This is a genomic window from Blautia sp. HCP3S3_H10_2 (assembly GCF_052122375.1).
Lineage (GTDB): Bacteria > Bacillota > Clostridia > Lachnospirales > Lachnospiraceae > Blautia_A.
This window is the reverse complement of the sequence record NZ_JBQKCL010000013.1, coordinates 87807-104793: the sequence shown is the minus strand read 5'-3', so window position 1 is coordinate 104793 and position 16987 is coordinate 87807. Positions and strand designations below refer to the sequence as shown.

The following is a 16987-nucleotide window of genomic DNA, read 5'->3' as shown; positions in this document are numbered from 1 at the left end:
TTTAGAAAAAGGAGGAGCATTTTCCTGCTCCCGGCCTTTTATTTCTTAAATGGTTCATTCAATTCTTCCGTTCCAGGCAGTACAAATCTGCCATCCTCAATAATGGAAACCTCTTCCCCATCTTCTTTAAGAACCCGGATGCTTCCCAGCTCGTCATAAGGAATCGTAATATCTGTATGACAGCCAAAATATGCCTTTCCAACATCTTCCTTTCTTAAAATGGAAACCTCGTTATCCCTGGCAATGATTTCCTTTCCATCCGGATTATATACAGCGGTGTCCTCAGCCCAGCTGTAGCAGGTATCTCCCACAGCGAAATGTGGTCCCATTTTCTCTGCTATAAGGATCGGCAGCTTATCTGCAATGTTATACTTCTCTGCTGCCACATAAGCGGTTGTATTGGTTCCGATAGCAAATTCGCCCATAGGAAGTGTGGGATGGTGGAACAAAATATTATCCTCAATATATTTCCTGTTTTCTTCCTCTGATTCAAAGTTTTTGCAGGAATAGGAGGCAATTTTTCCATCTTTAAATTCCAGTTTCAGATCACGGAACTGAAGTCCTTCCAGATAGACCTTGGTCACATGCAAAAGTCCGTTGGTTCCCAAAAGCACTGGGGAAGTAAATACCTCTCCTACCGGAATATTCACATCTGCTACACAGTTCTCGAAATTTGACTGTTTCACAGGGTCAGCAAGTGTATGGAGATGGATCTTCAGGTCTGTCCTATTCTCCCCTTTTCCTTTTACAGATACCCATTCCCCCTGATCCAGCGTATCAATGATGGTCTGCTGGATTTTCTGGTAAAGCTGGTAATCCAGGGTATTGATCTTTACGATCTGGCGGAAAATGTCCTCATAATCGCCGCCGATTTCCGGAACCGGATAAGCGATAATGGTAAAACTTCTCTCGTCGCCCTTAATGTAGCGGTTGGTGATCTGTCCAGCCTCATTTTGCATTTCAATTTCCAGCTTCTGCTGGGCATCACTGAACTGCCACGCTTCTTTTGTACTTACCGGTGAAAATGGAGCTTCACCGAAAACCTCGATACATGCAGGACCAGCATGCACAGCTGCAAGCTCCTTGTATTTCTCATAAGAGGTCTGCAGGGCCCGAAGGCGTCTCTGTACAAAATCCCCATCCATATAGAGCGCGCCATCCTGGCGATGGTCATAATCATACTGCGGATTAGCAACAGCTCCTGTATAACCGATTCTGTGTACCCCTCTCTTATTAACCGCATGAACACCATAGCGGAAAATAACTGGTTTCAATCCCATTTCCTCAAACTGGCGCACCGCTGCCCTTACCATTCTCTCAAATCCAAGGTTAAAACGGATGTTCACCGTCTTTTTCTTACTCAGATCTATATGCGCATTCACAAAACCGATGCGGTAGCCTTCTGTATAGGTTCTTGCACAGTCATCGATTTCTTTCTGGGAAAGCCCGTTTAAAAATCTGGCAACTCCAAATTCATTTTCTGTAATGTACTCGCCGAACTGATAGAGATAGCGCAGATCTGTAAGATCAGCATCCATAACAATCTTTGTTGCAAAATCCACTTCCGGATCCACGTTTTCCCTGATACGCTCTTCCACCATATCCTGACAGTAATCGTTCACATAAGAGCAGAGGATTCCCTTTATTTCCGGCTCTGTAGGAAGCTCCTCCTGGGCAAAGGCTCCATACACTTCCAGAAACAGTTCCAGAAGCACCGTCATATCCCACAATTTTTTCTCATGTGAATATGCAACTGCTCCGCGAAGCTCTGCATATAGGGACGTAAGGTCACGTCCAAATTCTCCAAGCTTTTCACACGCATAAACCGGATTTCCGTAGCTGTTTTCATAATTTTCCGGAAGAATATCCTGATACAGCTCCCTGTTCAGCGCTTTCCACTCTTCCAATGACAAATCTGTTGGTTCAGAAACCTTCCTCGGCGCCTTCTGTGTTCCAAGAAATACCACCTCGTCCATGATTTCTATATTTTTTTCAAGAAAAACAGCTGTTTTCTGAAAAAAATCCAGGTATGGCTGCTGTACCACCTGTTCCTCTTTGATCTCGCACACTCTCTCCTTTGCAAGAGCATAACGTTCCATCAAAAGCTCGTCCACACAATCCCTTCTTTCTTCTGATTCTTTTATTCTTACACTCATTATCCCAATCTTCTGACAGATTCCAATTGGAATCTGTTCTTTTCCTGATTCATTTTCCAGATTTATTCTTTCCCAGACATATCATCGGTCACATGGCCTTCTTCTACATGCTTATCAATTAATTCCTGCATGTATTCCCATATTGCAGGCGCTCCCTCACCAGTGTGCCGGTTTCGTTTATAGATCTGACTTTTTTTCACGCCATGTTCTACCCAGCTGATTCCGTCTGTTGCGTCATTTAAGAAAAGCGGCTGGCTGTTATCCAGCATATGGGCATATTTCGCTTCCGGTGTCTCATACGCTTCGAATTCTTCCCACAGATCATAAAGCCATTTCCCCTGGTCTTCCGGGAGAAGTCCGTATATCCGCTGTGCCGCCACTTCTTCCCGGTCATGCTGTGTCGCACTGCCTGCTGCATCATAGGCATATGTGTCCCCGGCATCAATTTCTACCAGATCATGGATCAGCACCATAGGAATCACCTTGGACAAATCCACCTCTTCTGGTGCATATTCCTTCAGAAGCACAGCCATCAATGCCAGATGCCAGGAATGCTCTGCATCATTTTCCTTACGTTTTCCATCGGAAAGATAGGTCTGGCGCATAATATTTTTCACTTTATCCACTTCGAGAATAAAATCTAATTGTTTTTTTAAACGGTCGTCCATTTTTGCTCCTTTTGCAGCTTTTGTTCCAGGCAGATTATAAGCCCGTAAGATATACCCCGATCCAGACGATCAGGATCAATCCGTTACTGATCGAACCAATTATACTTGTCCTGTGGCTTCTGCCCTCTTCTGAGAAGCTAAGCAATCCCATAGCAAATCCATACACCGAAAGAAGAGCTGCAAACAAGCCAACTCCTCCCACCAGAAATCCTAAACTCTCATCCAGGAAATATGCCAGGGCAACTGCCGCTATAAACAACAAAAAGGACGCTGCCGCCAGAACGACGGACAGCTTCCCTTTTTTTGCTTCTTTTTTCTTTGTAAATGAATATCTATATCTTCTTGCCATAATGGAATTTTCTCCTAATATGATTACAGATGAGAAAAAGAACATACCCCAAGGCTGCCCCCAGGGTGTTCAAAATCATATCATCCACATCAAAGCATCCGACCTTTGTGATAAGCTGGATCACTTCCACAGTCAGACTTAATATAAATCCTGATATGCAGATGAGAAAACCACTGTTCATTCTTCTGAAAATAACCGGAAGGATAAACCCGAAAGGCAGGAACCCTATCACATTTCCGAAAATATTGGAAAATACCGCAGCTGCGCCAAGCTGTCTCCTGTACATCCAGAACCTTCTGATCTCAACAAAAGGAACCAGATTATACCGGTAAGCCTGTTCTGCCTGTGCTGCCCTGCCATATTCTTCTGAAAAAAACAGAAAATAAATAAGCAGAAGCACATACACGATAAACAATAGGATTCCCATACGGCGAATCAAAGTTTTCGTTTCCTTTTTCAAAAAATGTCTCCTTAAATCATCATATCGGATTTGCCTTTCAGAAGTCTGGCACCATTCACGATCATGAGAATACCAGTCGTCACACCTGTTACCAGTGTAATGATCCCAAGTGCAATGCTTCCAGCGCCCACCCCTGATACGATCTTATAAAGTTTTTCGCTCATCAGCATTTCCTCCTTTTACCATTATTCTGCGCCGTACTGGCTGTAGTATGCATCAATGGCTGCTTTTAAAGTGTCGTCGATGATGACCTTTCCTTTATATTCTTTATTATAGAGGTGCTCTACAACCTCTGCCATGGTGACGATTGCCGTTGTCTTAAGGCCATATTTCTCTTCGATTTCTTTCAGGGCGCTCTTGGTACCCTGTCCGCGCTCCATGCGGTCTACAGATACAACAAGACCGATTGGGGAAACATCCCCCTGTGCTTTAATGATCGGCAGCGTCTCCTGGATAGAGGTTCCAGCTGTGGTAACATCCTCGATGATCACAACCTTATCCCCATCTTCGATAGGACTTCCAAGAAGGATTCCTTTATCTCCATGATCTTTTACCTCTTTACGGTTAGAGCAGTAACGGATATCTTTGCCATACTCTTCGCTGATTGCCATAGTCGCTGCAACTGTCAGCGGAATTCCTTTGTATGCAGGTCCGAAAAGTACATCAAAATCCAATCCAAACTTGCTTTCGATTGCTTTTGCATAGTACTGGCCTAATTTTCTCAACTGTGCTCCTGTGCGGTAAAAACCTGTATTAACAAAAAACGGGGTTTTTCTTCCGGATTTCGTCACAAAATCTCCAAATTTGAGTACGTTGCAGTCGATCATAAACTCTATAAATTCCTGTTTATACTGTTCCATGTTTATCCTCCTCGTATACCAGCCATATCTGTCTGCCGTTTTTCACAGCAAGCTAAACTTTATAGTAGCACATAATGACGCCAAGGTCAAAAGTTCTTTTCTATTTTACACAGCCGATCAGTTCATTGATATCTTCCACTTTCTGTTTCTTCAGGAAAGCTGCCATACCATCCACAACCTCCTGGGTTGTATAAGGATTGATAAAATTCGCAGTTCCTACAGATACTGCAGTAGCACCTGCCATGATAAACTCAAGTGCATCCTCCGCACTTGCGATTCCGCCCATTCCAATGATCGGGATCTTTACTGCATTTGCCACCTGATATACCATGCGCACTGCAACCGGCTTAACAGCTGGTCCTGACATTCCACCAGTTTTATTTGCCAGTGCAAATGTCCTGCGGTTGATATCAATCTTCATTCCGGTAATGGTATTAATAAGAGAAACCACATCCGCTCCACCGCTTTCAGCTGCACGGGCCATCTCGGTAATATCCGTTACATTTGGACTCAGCTTCATAATTACCGGCTGTCCGGCATATTTTTTTACTTCTTTTGTGATTGCCTCCAGTGCTTTCGGATTCTGGCCAAAAGCAATGCCGCCTTCTTTTACATTCGGACAGGATACATTGATCTCCAGCATATCTACCGGCTCATCTGCCAGGCGTTCTACCACTTCACAGTAATCCTCTGTAGTTTTTCCGCAGACATTTACGATGATCTTCGTATCGTATTTTTTCAGGAATGGAATATCCCTTTCACAAAAAACATCAATTCCCGGATTCTGAAGTCCAATGGCGTTCAGCATACCTCCTGTGGTCTCAGCCACACGTGGTGTAGGGTTGCCCGGCCACGGTACATTTGCTACACCCTTCGTCACAACAGCCCCAAGATTATTCAGGTCAACAAATTCACTATATTCCGCACCGGAGCCAAAAGTTCCGGAAGCCGTCATTACGGGATTTTTAAGAGTCACTCCTGCAAGATTTACGCTCATTTTGCTCATAACTCCACCTCCGTACTAAGAAACACAGGTCCGTCTTTACATACTCTCTTATTATGTACATGGGAATGTCCGTCCACTTCTGTAGACTGGCATACACATCCTAAGCAGGCGCCGATTCCGCAAGCCATCCGCTCCTCCATGGAAATCCAGCAGGGAATTCCTTTTTCCAGGGCATAAGCTTTGATTGCGCGAAGCATTGGTTTGGGGCCACACGCAAAGATCACATCTGCCTCCAAGGCATTTTCCCGGATCGCATCCATTACATTTCCTTTGGTTCCTGCAGATCCGTCTTCTGTTGCAATATATACCTGCCCGTTTTTCTCAAATTCCTCATTGAGGAACAATTCGTCGCGGTATCCAAGAACAGCTGTTTTCCTGGCATCCAGCTGTTTCATCGTCTCCAGCATTGGCGGAACACCGATTCCACCGCCCATCAGAAATACGCTTTTACCTGCAGCCTCCTCCAGAGGAAAGCCATTGCCAAGAGGTCCAAGGATGTCAAGAACAGCACCCTTCGTCAATTTGGAAAAGCTTTCTGTACCGGTATTTTTGCCAGTTACACGATAAACAAGGCGAAGTGCACCATTCTCTTTATCGATTTCGCAAAGGCTGATGGGACGTGGAAGCAATTTGCCCCCATCCTGTGTATAAACAGAGACAAACTGTCCCGGCTTTGCATTTTTTGCGATGGTCTTTGTCTGGAGCCACATACTGTAAATGTCTTTTCCGATACATTCCTGACTGATAACTGTACAGGTTTCTTTTACCTTTGTACCCATTTTCTTCCTCCTAACGGCTCTTTAATGCTGTGCTGATATCCAGGATCATGTCTTTTACTGCCTGGCGGGAAGCGTCTGCATAATTCGCCTCACCAAATTTGGCATACTTCTCCTGCTTGTAAGCGGCAATGATTCCTCTTGAAGAATTTACGATCGCACCAAGGCCATCTTCGTTAAAGAAGTGTACAAGATCAGCTCCTTTTCCGCCCTGAGCTCCGTATCCAGGTACCAGGATAAAGGTTTTCGGCATAAGCTTTCTTAATACTTTACCCATCTCTGGATAAGTAGCGCCTACAACTGCGCCTACATAGCTGTAGCCATCTCCCATAAGCTCATCGCCCCACTGTGCAACCTTCTCACCTACCCACTCATAAAGAGGACGGCCTTCGATGATTCTGTCCTGAAACTCTCCGCTTGATGGATTGGATGTTTTAACCAGTACAAAAATTCCCTTTTTCTCTTCCCTGCATACATCCATAAATGGCTTCACACCGTCTGTTCCAAGATATGGGTTTACGGTAGCAAAATCCTCATCAAATGGCACATATGTCTTGCTTCCTACCTGGACTTTACCCAGATGACCGGTAGCATATGCAGCTGATGTAGAACCGATATCACCACGTTTGATATCTCCGATCACTACAAGATTTTTCTCCTTGCAATAGTCAACTGTACGCTTGTAAGCCATAAGTCCCGGAATTCCGAACTGCTCATACATTGCGATCTGCGGCTTTACTGCCGGAATCAGATCGTATGTAGCATCTACGATTCCTTTATTAAATTGCCAGATAGCCTCAGCAGCACCTTCCAGAGTCTCTCCGAACTCTTTGAAGGCAGCCTCCTGGATCTGTTTCGGAATGTAGTTCAGCATTGGATCAAGGCCAACTACGATGGGTGCTTCTGTCTTTTTAATATTAGAAATAAGTTTATTAATCATAATAATTCCTCCTGAATATGTTTTCTGACATATAGTCACTTATGCTCTGACTGCTGCATCTTTGTATACGATTTTACCATCACAGATGGTATAGAGAATCTTTCCCTTTACTTCTTTTCCCTCGAAAGGTGTATTTTTACCTTTGGAAACAAAATCAGCCTTATGAATGGTGTATGGATTCTTAATGTCTGCGATCACTACATCTGCCGGATGTCCTTTCTGAATGGTTCCACATGGCAGATTCAGAATCTGTGCCGGATTGTAACTCATCTTTTCCACAAGCTGGGAAAGAGTAAGGATCCCGGTCTCCACCAGAGCCGTATAGCTAAGTGCAAAGCTGGTTTCAATTCCTACGATTCCAAAAGCTGCGGTCTTCATGGAACCAGTTTTATCCTTCTGTGTATGAGGAGCATGATCTGTGCTGATCACCTGGATATATCCTTCTTTCAGGCCTTCGATCAGTGCATCTACATCCTCCCTTGTACGAAGAGGGGGATTCATTTTATAATTAGGGTCATCTCTTTCTATGTCATCGGATGTCAGAATAAAATGATGAGGGCATACTTCAGCTGTTACGTTCTGGATACCTTCTGCTTTTAACATTTTCATCATAATTGCCACGCCTCTGGTAGAACAGTGGCAAAGGTGCAGCTTTGCGCCGGTTTCAATAGCAAGCAGGGAGTCCCTGGCTGCAATGGTATCTTCTGTGGAATTACAGATTCCCGGAAGTCCCAGACGTCTGGCATTCTCATCATCATTCATACAACCATTTCCCCTGAGCGTCATGTCCTCACAGTGGTCAAAAATAGGCAGGCCGGCCTTTACCGCCTCTTCCATTGCCTGTTTACAAAGGCTTGCCTTCATAACAGATTTACCATCCTCAGAAAGGACCGTTACTCCAGCTGCGGCCATGCCTGCAATATCCGAAAGTTCTTCTCCCAGCTCTCCTTTGGTCATGGCACCTGCCTGGATAACGTGAATCGGTGAAACCTGCGCTGCTTTATTCTTCACATAGTTTGCCCTGTCCGGACTATCGATCACAGGAGTGGTATTTGGCATTGCAACCGCGGTGGTTACACCGCCTCTTGCAGCTGCCCTGGATCCACTTTCAAGATCTTCCTTCTCTGTCTGTCCCGGATCGCGGAAATGTACATGAAGATCCACAAGACCTGGCATTACCACCATTCCCTTGGCGTCTATAATAGTGTCATCTTTATCCTTTACCTTCAGCTTCTCTCCAACATCCTGGATTACACCATCGTCCAGATAAACATCCGCAATTTTATCCATCTTAGTAGCCGCATCCACAACACGTCCACCGCGAATCAGAATACCCATTTGGTTCTCTCCCTTCTGGTATAACGTAAACTTTATCACAACCTATCATACACGAATTTTTTCATTTAATAAAGAGTTTTTTTCCTTTCCTATATTTTTTCCATTCTATTTTCAGTGGAATTATTTTTTTGTCGCACAATTCTAATTATCCTTGACTTTTTAGGGTGCAAGTTATATAATCAATCCATGTCAAAGATTATTTAATGTAAAATCACTAGTTTTTAGAGATTATATATTTACATGATATAGTCTGTAAAATCTGGTGATTTTTTTCGCCAGAACAGCTTTTTAATTTTTATTTTTTATGGAGGTAACTCAAAATGAACAAGGGCACTGTAAAATGGTTCAACGCTGAAAAAGGTTATGGTTTCATCACAGGAGAAGACGGAGCTGATGTATTCGTACATTTTTCTGCAATCAATGGTGAAGGCTTCAAATCTCTTGAAGAAGGCCAGGCTGTAACATATGACTTAACAGAGGGCGCTCGCGGAATGCAGGCAGCTAACGTTACAAAGTTATAATTGAAGCAAAAATTTCCCCTCGGATGTTTCCGGGGGGATTTTTTTATATAAATCCCCTATTGTATAAAAAAGGGAGACAGCTTTTATTCTGTCCCCCATCACTTTACATTGCAGTCAGCAATCGTACTTTTATATTTCCCTTTATTTTGCTTCTATTATTCTGCGTCTGAACTAAGTCCATTCAGATAAGAATCAAGTGCAGAAGTATCCATAACAGTCTCTGTCGTTACACTTTCCTGCCCTTCGGTAACTTTCCCATAAACAGAGTAACCAATCCAGCATACAGCAACAATACATACAACAAGTGCCGCCAGCTTCTCAAGAGTAAGGATCAGTTTCTCCTTTTTCATAATTTTCTCACGGTTTGCTTTTTCTGCTTTATAAGCATCTACTTTCTTCTGACTCATAGTAGCACGTCTCCTTTGCGATGAAATATCGTCTTAGGTGAGTATAGCACACTTTCCTTTAAAATGGAAGTAGGTTTACTCACACTGCCACAATAATTCCACCATCATTTGCATACATGCTGCTGACCCCTGCAGTATCAAGAACCACGATATCCGCCAGTTTCATCTTCTCCAATATAGCTTCTTTTACCATATCTGCTTTCTTCGGATTATTACAATGGGAAATTGCAAGAACCTTATTCTCACTGTTCTCTGTCACTTCCATGATCTTATCTACCATTTTTACAAGTGCCTTATTCATGCCTCTGGCCTGATCCAACTGACAGATCGTGCCTTCCGGGGTAGAACCCATAATCGGTTTAATTTTAAGAGCAGAGGCCACAAGAGCCTTCACACGGCTGAGACGGCCATTTTTACGCAACGTTTCCAGATTCTCCAGGACAAAAAACGTATGCTGCTCTTCAATATATTTATTCACAACACTGACAACATCCTCAAAAGGAAGTCCGGCATCTTCGCATTCTGCAATTTTCATAGCGATCAGAGTCTGGCCAACGGAAGCAGAACAGGAATTAAATACATGAACCTGTACTGACTTTTTCTCCTCATGCAAAAGGCTTGCACCAAGAACTGCACTATTATAAGAGCCACTGAGCTCAGCGGAAAGAGTAACACAGTATACATGATCTGCCTCGCAGTCAAATGCCTTTCTGTAGCTCTCAGGAGATGGGCAGGCTGATTTCGGACATTCCGGGCAGGCCGCAACCTTCTGAAGGAAATCTGCCTGGTCAAATGTCTCATCATCTATTATATTCTCACTTCCAACAGTCAGTGTAAGCGGTACGGATACAAATCTTTCATCCTGCTTCCACTGCTCTAAGAGTTCTCCACAGCTATCTATCACAATTTTATAACTCAATTATATCGTCCTCTTTTCCGTAATATGTAGTTTTAAATACCACATCTATATTAACACATTACTATGTGTTTGAAAAGAGTTTTTTTCTTCCATTTTTATTCAAGTTGCTTTATAATAAAAGTCACCAGTAAATCTGGTTTTATGGAAAATATGGTTTTATATGAAAGGAGGCTTCTATGCTCGCTTTAAAAATCACGGATCTGAAAGATTTTACCAATAAGCTTTTTCTTGGAAAGACCTTTGACCACTTCTGGCTGAGCCAGGCTGAAATCGTCACAAGCAATATCTTTACCATCGACGGCAGACTTCAGAATGATTTTTTTGATAATGATGAACAGGAATTTTTAAATTCCAGTCATCGCACCTGTTCCCTGTGGAAAGAGGTAAAGCCGTTTTGCTACTCTGTTATACGTGGAAAACGGGCTCCACTTTCTTTTAAGATCGTACTTCAGTTTTCCCCCAATAAGGCGATTGCATTACTTCAGAACGGTTCCACCTCTCCTGAACTGGTAACAGGTTTATACCTGAATCTTCAATATAAGAATAAATCCTTATTCTGTACCACCGGTACCTCCCTGAAGACATTTCTTCCAAACAAGGAGCCTGATCAGCTTTGGGATCAGTATATGCTGGATTTCTTCCATCATAATAATCTGTCTGTGGAGGAATTGTAATTCTTTTCATTTCCCAGATAAAACGCAATCATATCTACAAACTCACTGTTAGTAGGTCTGAATTCAAGAGGATATCCGGCAATCTGTTCCAGTCTCTCCCGATGATTTTCCCAGCATACATTTACAATTGTGCGGATATCATGTTCAATGTTAGATGGCTTGGATTTGAATTTCTTAGCAAGTCTCGGATAAATATCCTTGGTAATTTTCATTGGTCTTTCCTGAAATTCCATTGTCATATGTATGGCTTCTGCCACAAAATAATATCCTTTATATTTCGATGTTGCTCCTAGTTTACGTATCGTTCCGTATACCTCTCTCATTTTCGTCCCTCCCACAATAAGTTACAATTCGTGTTGCTTTTTTGCAGCCTGTAATATTTTCTGCACGATATGCGCGGTAATTACAGCCAGCAATTCATTTGCCTCTATATGTAATACGAATTAAATTTCTCTTTTTTAGCTTTTGGAGACAAAAATTAAGAAATTTGTAATATTTTTTAGTATTTTCGAGCTTTTCCGCTTACTTTCATGAAAAAGAAGGTTTCTTTTGTGTAATAGGGACTTCCAGAGAAATTTCCCATTACACAAAAACAGACACTCAAAATGATTTTCTCAAATTGAATATCTGTTTGAAATAAACTCTAATCCGGATTTATGCTGTTAATTTTTTACAATCTGAATTTATTGGTTTGGATTTCCTAGTCTGAATTATTTGGTCAGCATCAGAAGGATTTCATTGCTTCTCTGTACAAATCTTGTCATTTCTTCTGGTGAAAGCTGTTTATGGCTCAGCATAGCAAGATCATATAATTCTTCACAGATAACCGGTGTTTTCTCAGAATCCTTATTGCCTGCAACGAACTGTACAAGTGGATGTTTCGCATTGAGCACCAGTGTTTCCTGTCCACCAAACATAGACGGATCCATACCATACATATTATACATCTTCATCATATCCTGCATACGACGGCTTTCCTCAGAAAGAGTCATCATTGCAGCAACCTTCTCATTCTTCAGGTTCTCAACTTTTACTTCCAGTTTCTCATTCTTTAATGCACTTCTGAATACTTCAGTAAGTGTCTTGGAAGTTTCTTCATCAATAGCGTTCTCCTCACGAAGTTCTTCTGAAAGATCCGCATCAATTCTCTTAAACTGGATTGTCTGGTCTTTCTGCTCTAAATGGGAAATAAACGCGCTGTCGATGTTATGTTTCAGAACAACCGCATCCTTGCCAGCTTCACGGAACATATTGATATACTGGCTCTGCTGGACTTCATCTGTCACATAAAAGATTGTAGTCTTCTCTGGCTCTTTCTTCTCTTCATTGTCAGCTTTTGTCTCAGATGTTTCCTCTGTTTTTGCATCTTCGGCTTTGGCCTCTTCAGCCTTTGCAGCTTCCTCAGGTTTCTTGTTCTCTTCTATACAATCCTTCAGAGTAAGATATTTACCATCAATATTCTTAAAGAGAATATAGTCGTTCATCTTGTCTGCAAATTTGCTATCTTTAATGCAGCCGTACTTAATAAATGGGCTGATATCATCCCAGTATTTCTCATAGGACTCACGGTCTGTCTTGCACATTCCGGTAAGCTTATCTGCAACTTTCTTGGTAATATACTCTGAGATCTTCTTTACAAATCCATCATTCTGCAGTGCAGATCTAGATACATTCAGTGGAAGATCCGGGCAATCGATAACACCTTTGAGAAGAAGCAGGAATTCTGGAATTACTTCCTTGATGTTATCTGCGATAAATACCTGATTATTATACAGTTTAATCGTTCCTTCAATGGAATCATACTCTGTATTGATCTTAGGGAAGTACAAAATACCTTTCAGATTAAATGGATAATCCATGTTCAGATGAATCCAGAACAGTGGCTCCTTATAATCCATGAATACTTTACGGTAAAATTCCTTATATTCTTCATCTGTACAGCTATTCGGATGTTTCATCCATAATGGCTGCGGATCACTTAAGGATACCGGACGCTTGTTAATTTTAACTTTATCTTTGGCAGGAGATACTTCTACAACTTCTTTCTCTCCTTTATCATTCTCTTTTTCTTCTGTCTTAGCATCCTCATGGATATGTTCTACAACCACATCATCGTCACGAAGTTCGGACTCATCGATTGTCTCATATTCCTGCGGTGCATTTTCTTTGGAAAGATAGATATTTACCGGCATAAAAGAACAGTATTTCTCAATTACTTCTCTCATACGATATTCATTAGAAAATTCTGTGCTCTCATCATTTAAGAACAAAGTAATCTCAGTACCAACTGTGGTCTTATTACCGTCCTGCATATCATATTCTGTACCACCATCGCAGGTCCAATGTACCGGAGTAGCGCCTTCTTTATAAGAAAGGGTATCGATCTGGACTTCATCTGCTACCATAAATGCGGAATAGAAACCAAGTCCGAAATGACCAATGATCTGATCATCTGTGGTCTTATCCTTATATTTGGAAAGAAACTCTGTAGCGCCTGAAAAAGCGATCTGTGTAATATACTCTTCAACTTCATCAGAAGTCATACCAAGACCAGTATCGATAAACTTCAGGGTCTTCTCTTCTGGATTTACAATAACGTGTACTTCAGCTTTATAATCATCTGGAAGTGTATATTCACCCATAACATCCAGTTTCTTTAATTTCGTGATCGCATCACAACCATTGGAGATCAGCTCTCTTGCAAAAATGTCGTGATCAGAATATAACCATTTCTTTATAATTGGAAAAATATTTTCACTGTTAATTGATAAACTACCATGCTTCTCAGCCATGCAGCTCACTCTCCTTTGTCTTCTTAATTATATCAACTATAATAATACCAAAATGACTAAAAGTCAAGAAAAATTTAGCACTCATTTTAAATGAGTGCTAGTAATCTATTGTTATTCACTTTGCACCAAGCAACCGCTTAAAGAATGCCAAAAAGGAGCACCCTTTTCGGTGCTCCTTTCTGTTCATGCCCATTTCTGAAAGTAAATACTTTCTGAGCCATTATTATTTCTTTTTATTGCGGTATACAAGAATTCCTGCGATCAAAACAACCGCTACAATCAGAATGATCACAAATGGAAGAATCGGAGTATTATCTCCTGTCTTTACTGCTTTCTTCTGATTTGCATCTGACTTATCTGCAGCAGGTGTCAATGTCTGATTCGGGGATGCCTTTACTGTAAAGTTCACTTTTTTGGTATCCTGTGTACCTGTATTCACCCAGTTACTTCCATCAAATTTCTGCTGGTTATAGGTAACTGTCAATGTATAATCTCCAGTCTTACCCATACGGAAGGTTGCAGAATACGGTGCGCCATCCCAGCTTCTTGTCTCAAGAACTTCCCAATTCAATGGCAGGTATCTTACATCTCCCTTGATCGGGTTCTCAATATCTGAGCCAGCACCAACTGCAGTAAAGGTTATTTTGGTTTCTGTAGTATAATCTCCATCGGAGCTGATTCCAGTGATCGTATTAGCTGCTGCATCTGAGACGATTGGTCCACGTTTTACAGATACATTTACGGATACAACCAGACTCAGATTATCTGGATTTGTAACTCCGTCTGGAAGAACCACGGTACCATTTACTGAGAATTTCTGAGCATCTGTACTCTTCTGATTATATGCGCAGCCCTTTACATCCCAATTTACAGATGCATTCATATCACCTTTATTGGTAGTGATCTTAACTGTAGATGGAAGCTGTAATCCATCAGCAGATTTCTCCACTCCATTTGCCACGCTGATATCTGATACCTTGCCAACTGCAGTAAGCTTAGTCGCTGCTTCTGTTACAGTAAAGCTTACCGGAATATTGTAGGAATCCAGCTGATCTGTTTTAATAGAAACCGTCTGGTTATAAGTTCCTGCTGTCAGTCCAACAGCTGGAGCAACGGTAAATGTCACGTTCTGATCTGCACTTGCTTCCAGTTCTGTCTGGGACGGAGCACTTACAGTGAATTCACCGTTTCCGCTTACAGCTACAGTGATACCGGTCAGTTTTACATTTCCATTATTTGAAATGCTGACTGTCTTAGATGCTGGAGCTTCTGTATATCCAGCTTCTTTACTGTCAAAATTTACTTCTGTAACGTCTGTAGTAAGTGATGGAGCCGGCTTTTCCTGTACTGTATAGGTTACTGGAATAGTCAGTAATGTTGTCTTTGAAGATGAATCTGCAATGATGATATTTTCTGTTATAGTACCTACTGTACTGGTATCTACAGGCTGTACCGTTAACACTGCAGTTGTACTTCCATCAGCTGGGAGATCTGTTCTGTCAAGTGCAGCCTGTACCTTTCCACTTTCTGTAGAAACTTCAAGATTTACAGTTCCTGTTCCATTGTTTTTCAGTACAACCGTCTTTGTTATTCCATCTGTACCTGCATTCTGCATAATAGCAGTGTCTGTGAAATCCACAATATTTGCGCTGTCATCTCCAAAACCGATTATTGGATTGTTCTGGACTGGCTCTTCCGGGTCTGTTCCAGGATTCTCCGGTACAACCGGGTCTTCAGATGACGGGTTCTCTGGTGTTGATGGATTTTCTGGTGTAGCCGGATCTTCTTCAGAAGGATTCTGGGGATCTGTATTTCCAGCATCGCTCTTACTATCTGTTACTGTCAGATTCGCTGTGAAAGATACCTCAGCACCTTCCTCAGTTGTATAAGTGATCGTATCACTATACGTTCCAGCTGCTGTGCCTTCTCTTGGCATCACCCATGCATCAACTGATTCCCCGGCTGCAAGCGAAGTCAGATCCTGAACCATAAAATGTTCCGGACTGATTTCCTGGAAATTAAGAGTACCTGTACCAGTATTCTTAATGGTAATCGTCTTCATCATAGAGGTTTCAGATTCTGCCTGTGTAAAGCCTGCTTCTGCAGTGCCAAAATCAAGAACAGTATCTCCATTTTCAGTTACAGCTTCTGCTGCATATACCGGCTCTTCAGAAGTAGCAGCTTCTTCCGGTGTTTCGCTCTGATCTGCTTCTGGAATTTCCAGATAATCTTCTGTTCCGATATCGATCACACTATCATCTGTACTATTATCCTGGGAAGCCGCACTGTCTGCTGCTGGTTCTTCAGAAGGCTGCATAACATCCTCTGAAGAATCTGTAGGCTCAGCGCCAATATCAATTACTTCTTCCTGCTGCTCTGCATCAGATGTATCTTCCACCTGCTGTGTACTCTCATCAGCAGAAGGATCTTCTGTTAAATCTTCTGTCGGAGCTTCCTCTGCCGGTTCTTCTGCCTGGATAACTTCCTGCTCGCTTTCCGGCATTTCTGTAGTCTCTTCTGGTGCTTCTTCTGGTGTAGCCACGATTTCAACTGTATTTGCTTTCAGTTCACCGGTTACTCCCATTTCTGATTTTCCAGTGATCTTCAGCTCAATCTTATTTCCCAGATCATCGTCTGTAAGTTTATAGGTCTTCTCTGTACCAACTTCCGTAAGCTGGTCTCCAACCTTCCTTGACCAGGAAAAACTTACATCATCATCTGTAAGCCCTTCTGGTGTAGCCTTGGTATAATCTGCACTTAATTCAGATCCAACCGCCGCAATTCCTTTAATCTTCAGCTTTCCTCCAAGCTCTCCCTCTGGTGCAGCTGATGCAAATACCAGAGAAGGAAGCAGTGAAAGCATCATAAGAAATGTCATGACCATTGCTATAATTTTCCTAGGTCTCATATGCCATCCTCCTTTACATTTCCCTTGGGTCAATTGTAACATTAATGTAACACATTTTAAATATTTCTACAAGCACTTTTTATTTTTCCGTAAAACAGTAGTACCTGTGTCCTTATTTACCATTATTATAGCAAGTAGTTTTTTATATATGTAATTTGAATTTTCTACGAATCTTATATAATCTTCCACTTATCACTGAAATCTGAAATCTCC

17 protein-coding genes are annotated in these 16987 nt (G+C 42.0%); 2 read left to right on the top strand and 15 right to left on the bottom strand.

The window, feature by feature from the left end; all coding sequences use genetic code 11:
- Positions 1-38: 38 nt before the first annotated feature.
- The 10 genes from ACTQWB_RS14230 to ACTQWB_RS14185 all read right to left on the bottom strand — a co-directional run bounded on the left by ACTQWB_RS14230 (position 39) and on the right by ACTQWB_RS14185 (position 8553).
- Positions 39-2156 (bottom strand): aminopeptidase, encoded by a 2118-nt coding sequence (locus tag ACTQWB_RS14230; protein WP_441502703.1) that lies wholly within the window; start codon positions 2154-2156, stop codon positions 39-41.
- 62 nt (positions 2157-2218) lie between these two features.
- A complete protein-coding gene (locus ACTQWB_RS14225; RefSeq protein WP_441502702.1) occupies positions 2219-2824 on the bottom strand; it encodes an HD domain-containing protein in 606 nt (201 codons plus the stop codon).
- 34 nt (positions 2825-2858) lie between these two features.
- Positions 2859-3173, bottom strand: a complete 315-nt coding sequence (locus ACTQWB_RS14220) for a DUF6142 family protein (RefSeq protein ID WP_441502701.1) — start codon at positions 3171-3173, stop codon at positions 2859-2861.
- Entirely contained in the window at positions 3157-3633 is a 477-nt protein-coding gene (locus ACTQWB_RS14215) for a VanZ family protein (protein WP_441502700.1), read from the bottom strand. The genes ACTQWB_RS14220 and ACTQWB_RS14215 overlap by 17 nt, the downstream gene beginning before the upstream one ends.
- 11 nt (positions 3634-3644) lie before the next feature.
- Entirely contained in the window at positions 3645-3797 is a 153-nt protein-coding gene (locus ACTQWB_RS14210; protein WP_187566586.1) for a hypothetical protein, read from the bottom strand.
- A gap of 21 nt (positions 3798-3818) precedes the next feature.
- A complete protein-coding gene (pyrE, locus tag ACTQWB_RS14205; protein WP_021925391.1) occupies positions 3819-4493 on the bottom strand; it encodes an orotate phosphoribosyltransferase in 675 nt (224 codons plus the stop codon).
- A gap of 100 nt (positions 4494-4593) precedes the next feature.
- Positions 4594-5499 (bottom strand): dihydroorotate dehydrogenase, encoded by a 906-nt coding sequence (locus tag ACTQWB_RS14200; protein ID WP_441502699.1) that lies wholly within the window; start codon positions 5497-5499, stop codon positions 4594-4596.
- Positions 5496-6278 (bottom strand): dihydroorotate dehydrogenase electron transfer subunit, encoded by a 783-nt coding sequence (locus ACTQWB_RS14195; RefSeq protein WP_441502698.1) that lies wholly within the window; start codon positions 6276-6278, stop codon positions 5496-5498. The genes ACTQWB_RS14200 and ACTQWB_RS14195 overlap by 4 nt, the downstream gene beginning before the upstream one ends.
- Positions 6279-6288: 10 nt before the next feature.
- A complete protein-coding gene (gene pyrF / locus ACTQWB_RS14190) occupies positions 6289-7215 on the bottom strand; it encodes an orotidine-5'-phosphate decarboxylase (protein ID WP_441502697.1) in 927 nt (308 codons plus the stop codon).
- 39 nt (positions 7216-7254) lie between these two features.
- Positions 7255-8553 (bottom strand): dihydroorotase, encoded by a 1299-nt coding sequence (locus tag ACTQWB_RS14185; protein ID WP_441502696.1) that lies wholly within the window; start codon positions 8551-8553, stop codon positions 7255-7257.
- 320 nt (positions 8554-8873) lie between these two features.
- Between ACTQWB_RS14185 and ACTQWB_RS14180 the strand changes: the two genes are divergently transcribed.
- Positions 8874-9074, top strand: coding sequence for a cold-shock protein (locus ACTQWB_RS14180; protein WP_008705499.1), 201 nt, complete (start codon positions 8874-8876; stop codon positions 9072-9074).
- A gap of 155 nt (positions 9075-9229) precedes the next feature.
- Here ACTQWB_RS14180 and ACTQWB_RS14175 read toward each other — a convergent pair whose 3' ends face one another.
- Both ACTQWB_RS14175 and ACTQWB_RS14170 read right to left on the bottom strand, forming a co-directional pair.
- Complete coding sequence (locus tag ACTQWB_RS14175) at positions 9230-9481, bottom strand: hypothetical protein (RefSeq protein WP_441502695.1); 252 nt, start codon at positions 9479-9481, stop codon at positions 9230-9232.
- A gap of 79 nt (positions 9482-9560) precedes the next feature.
- Entirely contained in the window at positions 9561-10400 is an 840-nt protein-coding gene (locus ACTQWB_RS14170) for a DegV family protein (RefSeq protein WP_441502694.1), read from the bottom strand.
- A gap of 176 nt (positions 10401-10576) precedes the next feature.
- Here ACTQWB_RS14170 and ACTQWB_RS14165 point away from each other — a divergent pair, with 176 nt between their 5' ends.
- Complete coding sequence (locus ACTQWB_RS14165) at positions 10577-11074, top strand: DUF5721 family protein (protein WP_441502693.1); 498 nt, start codon at positions 10577-10579, stop codon at positions 11072-11074.
- Here ACTQWB_RS14165 and ACTQWB_RS14160 read toward each other — a convergent pair.
- The 3 genes from ACTQWB_RS14160 to ACTQWB_RS14150 all read right to left on the bottom strand — a co-directional run bounded on the left by ACTQWB_RS14160 (position 11044) and on the right by ACTQWB_RS14150 (position 16774).
- On the bottom strand, positions 11044-11397 hold the full coding sequence (locus ACTQWB_RS14160) for a sporulation initiation factor Spo0A C-terminal domain-containing protein (RefSeq protein WP_441502692.1): 354 nt from the start codon (positions 11395-11397) through the stop codon (positions 11044-11046). The two genes, ACTQWB_RS14165 and ACTQWB_RS14160, sit on opposite strands and share 31 nt — an antisense overlap.
- A gap of 387 nt (positions 11398-11784) precedes the next feature.
- Positions 11785-13866 carry a molecular chaperone HtpG gene (htpG, locus tag ACTQWB_RS14155; RefSeq protein ID WP_441502691.1) on the bottom strand — a complete coding sequence of 694 codons (2082 nt, stop codon included), beginning with the start codon at positions 13864-13866 and terminating at the stop codon, positions 11785-11787.
- Positions 13867-14089: 223 nt separating this feature from the next.
- A complete protein-coding gene (locus ACTQWB_RS14150; protein WP_441502690.1) occupies positions 14090-16774 on the bottom strand; it encodes a hypothetical protein in 2685 nt (894 codons plus the stop codon).
- Positions 16775-16987: the final 213 nt, after the last annotated feature.

Bases quoted from the DNA above. Each gene is read 5' to 3' on its own strand.
- ACTQWB_RS14165 (WP_441502693.1), top strand. From the start codon at position 10,577: ATGCTCGCTTTAAAAATCACGGATCTGAAAGATTTTACCAATAAGCTT.
- ACTQWB_RS14230 (WP_441502703.1), bottom strand. From the start codon at position 2,156: ATGAGTGTAAGAATAAAAGAATCAGAAGAAAGAAGGGATTGTGTGGAC.
- ACTQWB_RS14185 (WP_441502696.1), bottom strand. From the start codon at position 8,553: ATGGGTATTCTGATTCGCGGTGGACGTGTTGTGGATGCGGCTACTAAG.
- ACTQWB_RS14160 (WP_441502692.1), bottom strand. From the start codon at position 11,397: ATGAGAGAGGTATACGGAACGATACGTAAACTAGGAGCAACATCGAAA.
- ACTQWB_RS14200 (WP_441502699.1), bottom strand. From the start codon at position 5,499: ATGAGCAAAATGAGCGTAAATCTTGCAGGAGTGACTCTTAAAAATCCC.
- htpG (WP_441502691.1), bottom strand. From the start codon at position 13,866: ATGGCTGAGAAGCATGGTAGTTTATCAATTAACAGTGAAAATATTTTT.
- pyrE (WP_021925391.1), bottom strand. From the start codon at position 4,493: ATGGAACAGTATAAACAGGAATTTATAGAGTTTATGATCGACTGCAAC.
- ACTQWB_RS14175 (WP_441502695.1), bottom strand. From the start codon at position 9,481: ATGAGTCAGAAGAAAGTAGATGCTTATAAAGCAGAAAAAGCAAACCGT.
- ACTQWB_RS14225 (WP_441502702.1), bottom strand. From the start codon at position 2,824: ATGGACGACCGTTTAAAAAAACAATTAGATTTTATTCTCGAAGTGGAT.
- pyrF (WP_441502697.1), bottom strand. From the start codon at position 7,215: ATGATTAATAAACTTATTTCTAATATTAAAAAGACAGAAGCACCCATC.
- ACTQWB_RS14195 (WP_441502698.1), bottom strand. From the start codon at position 6,278: ATGGGTACAAAGGTAAAAGAAACCTGTACAGTTATCAGTCAGGAATGT.
- ACTQWB_RS14210 (WP_187566586.1), bottom strand. From the start codon at position 3,797: ATGAGCGAAAAACTTTATAAGATCGTATCAGGGGTGGGCGCTGGAAGC.
- ACTQWB_RS14180 (WP_008705499.1), top strand. From the start codon at position 8,874: ATGAACAAGGGCACTGTAAAATGGTTCAACGCTGAAAAAGGTTATGGT.
- ACTQWB_RS14150 (WP_441502690.1), bottom strand. From the start codon at position 16,774: ATGAGACCTAGGAAAATTATAGCAATGGTCATGACATTTCTTATGATG.
- ACTQWB_RS14220 (WP_441502701.1), bottom strand. From the start codon at position 3,173: ATGGCAAGAAGATATAGATATTCATTTACAAAGAAAAAAGAAGCAAAA.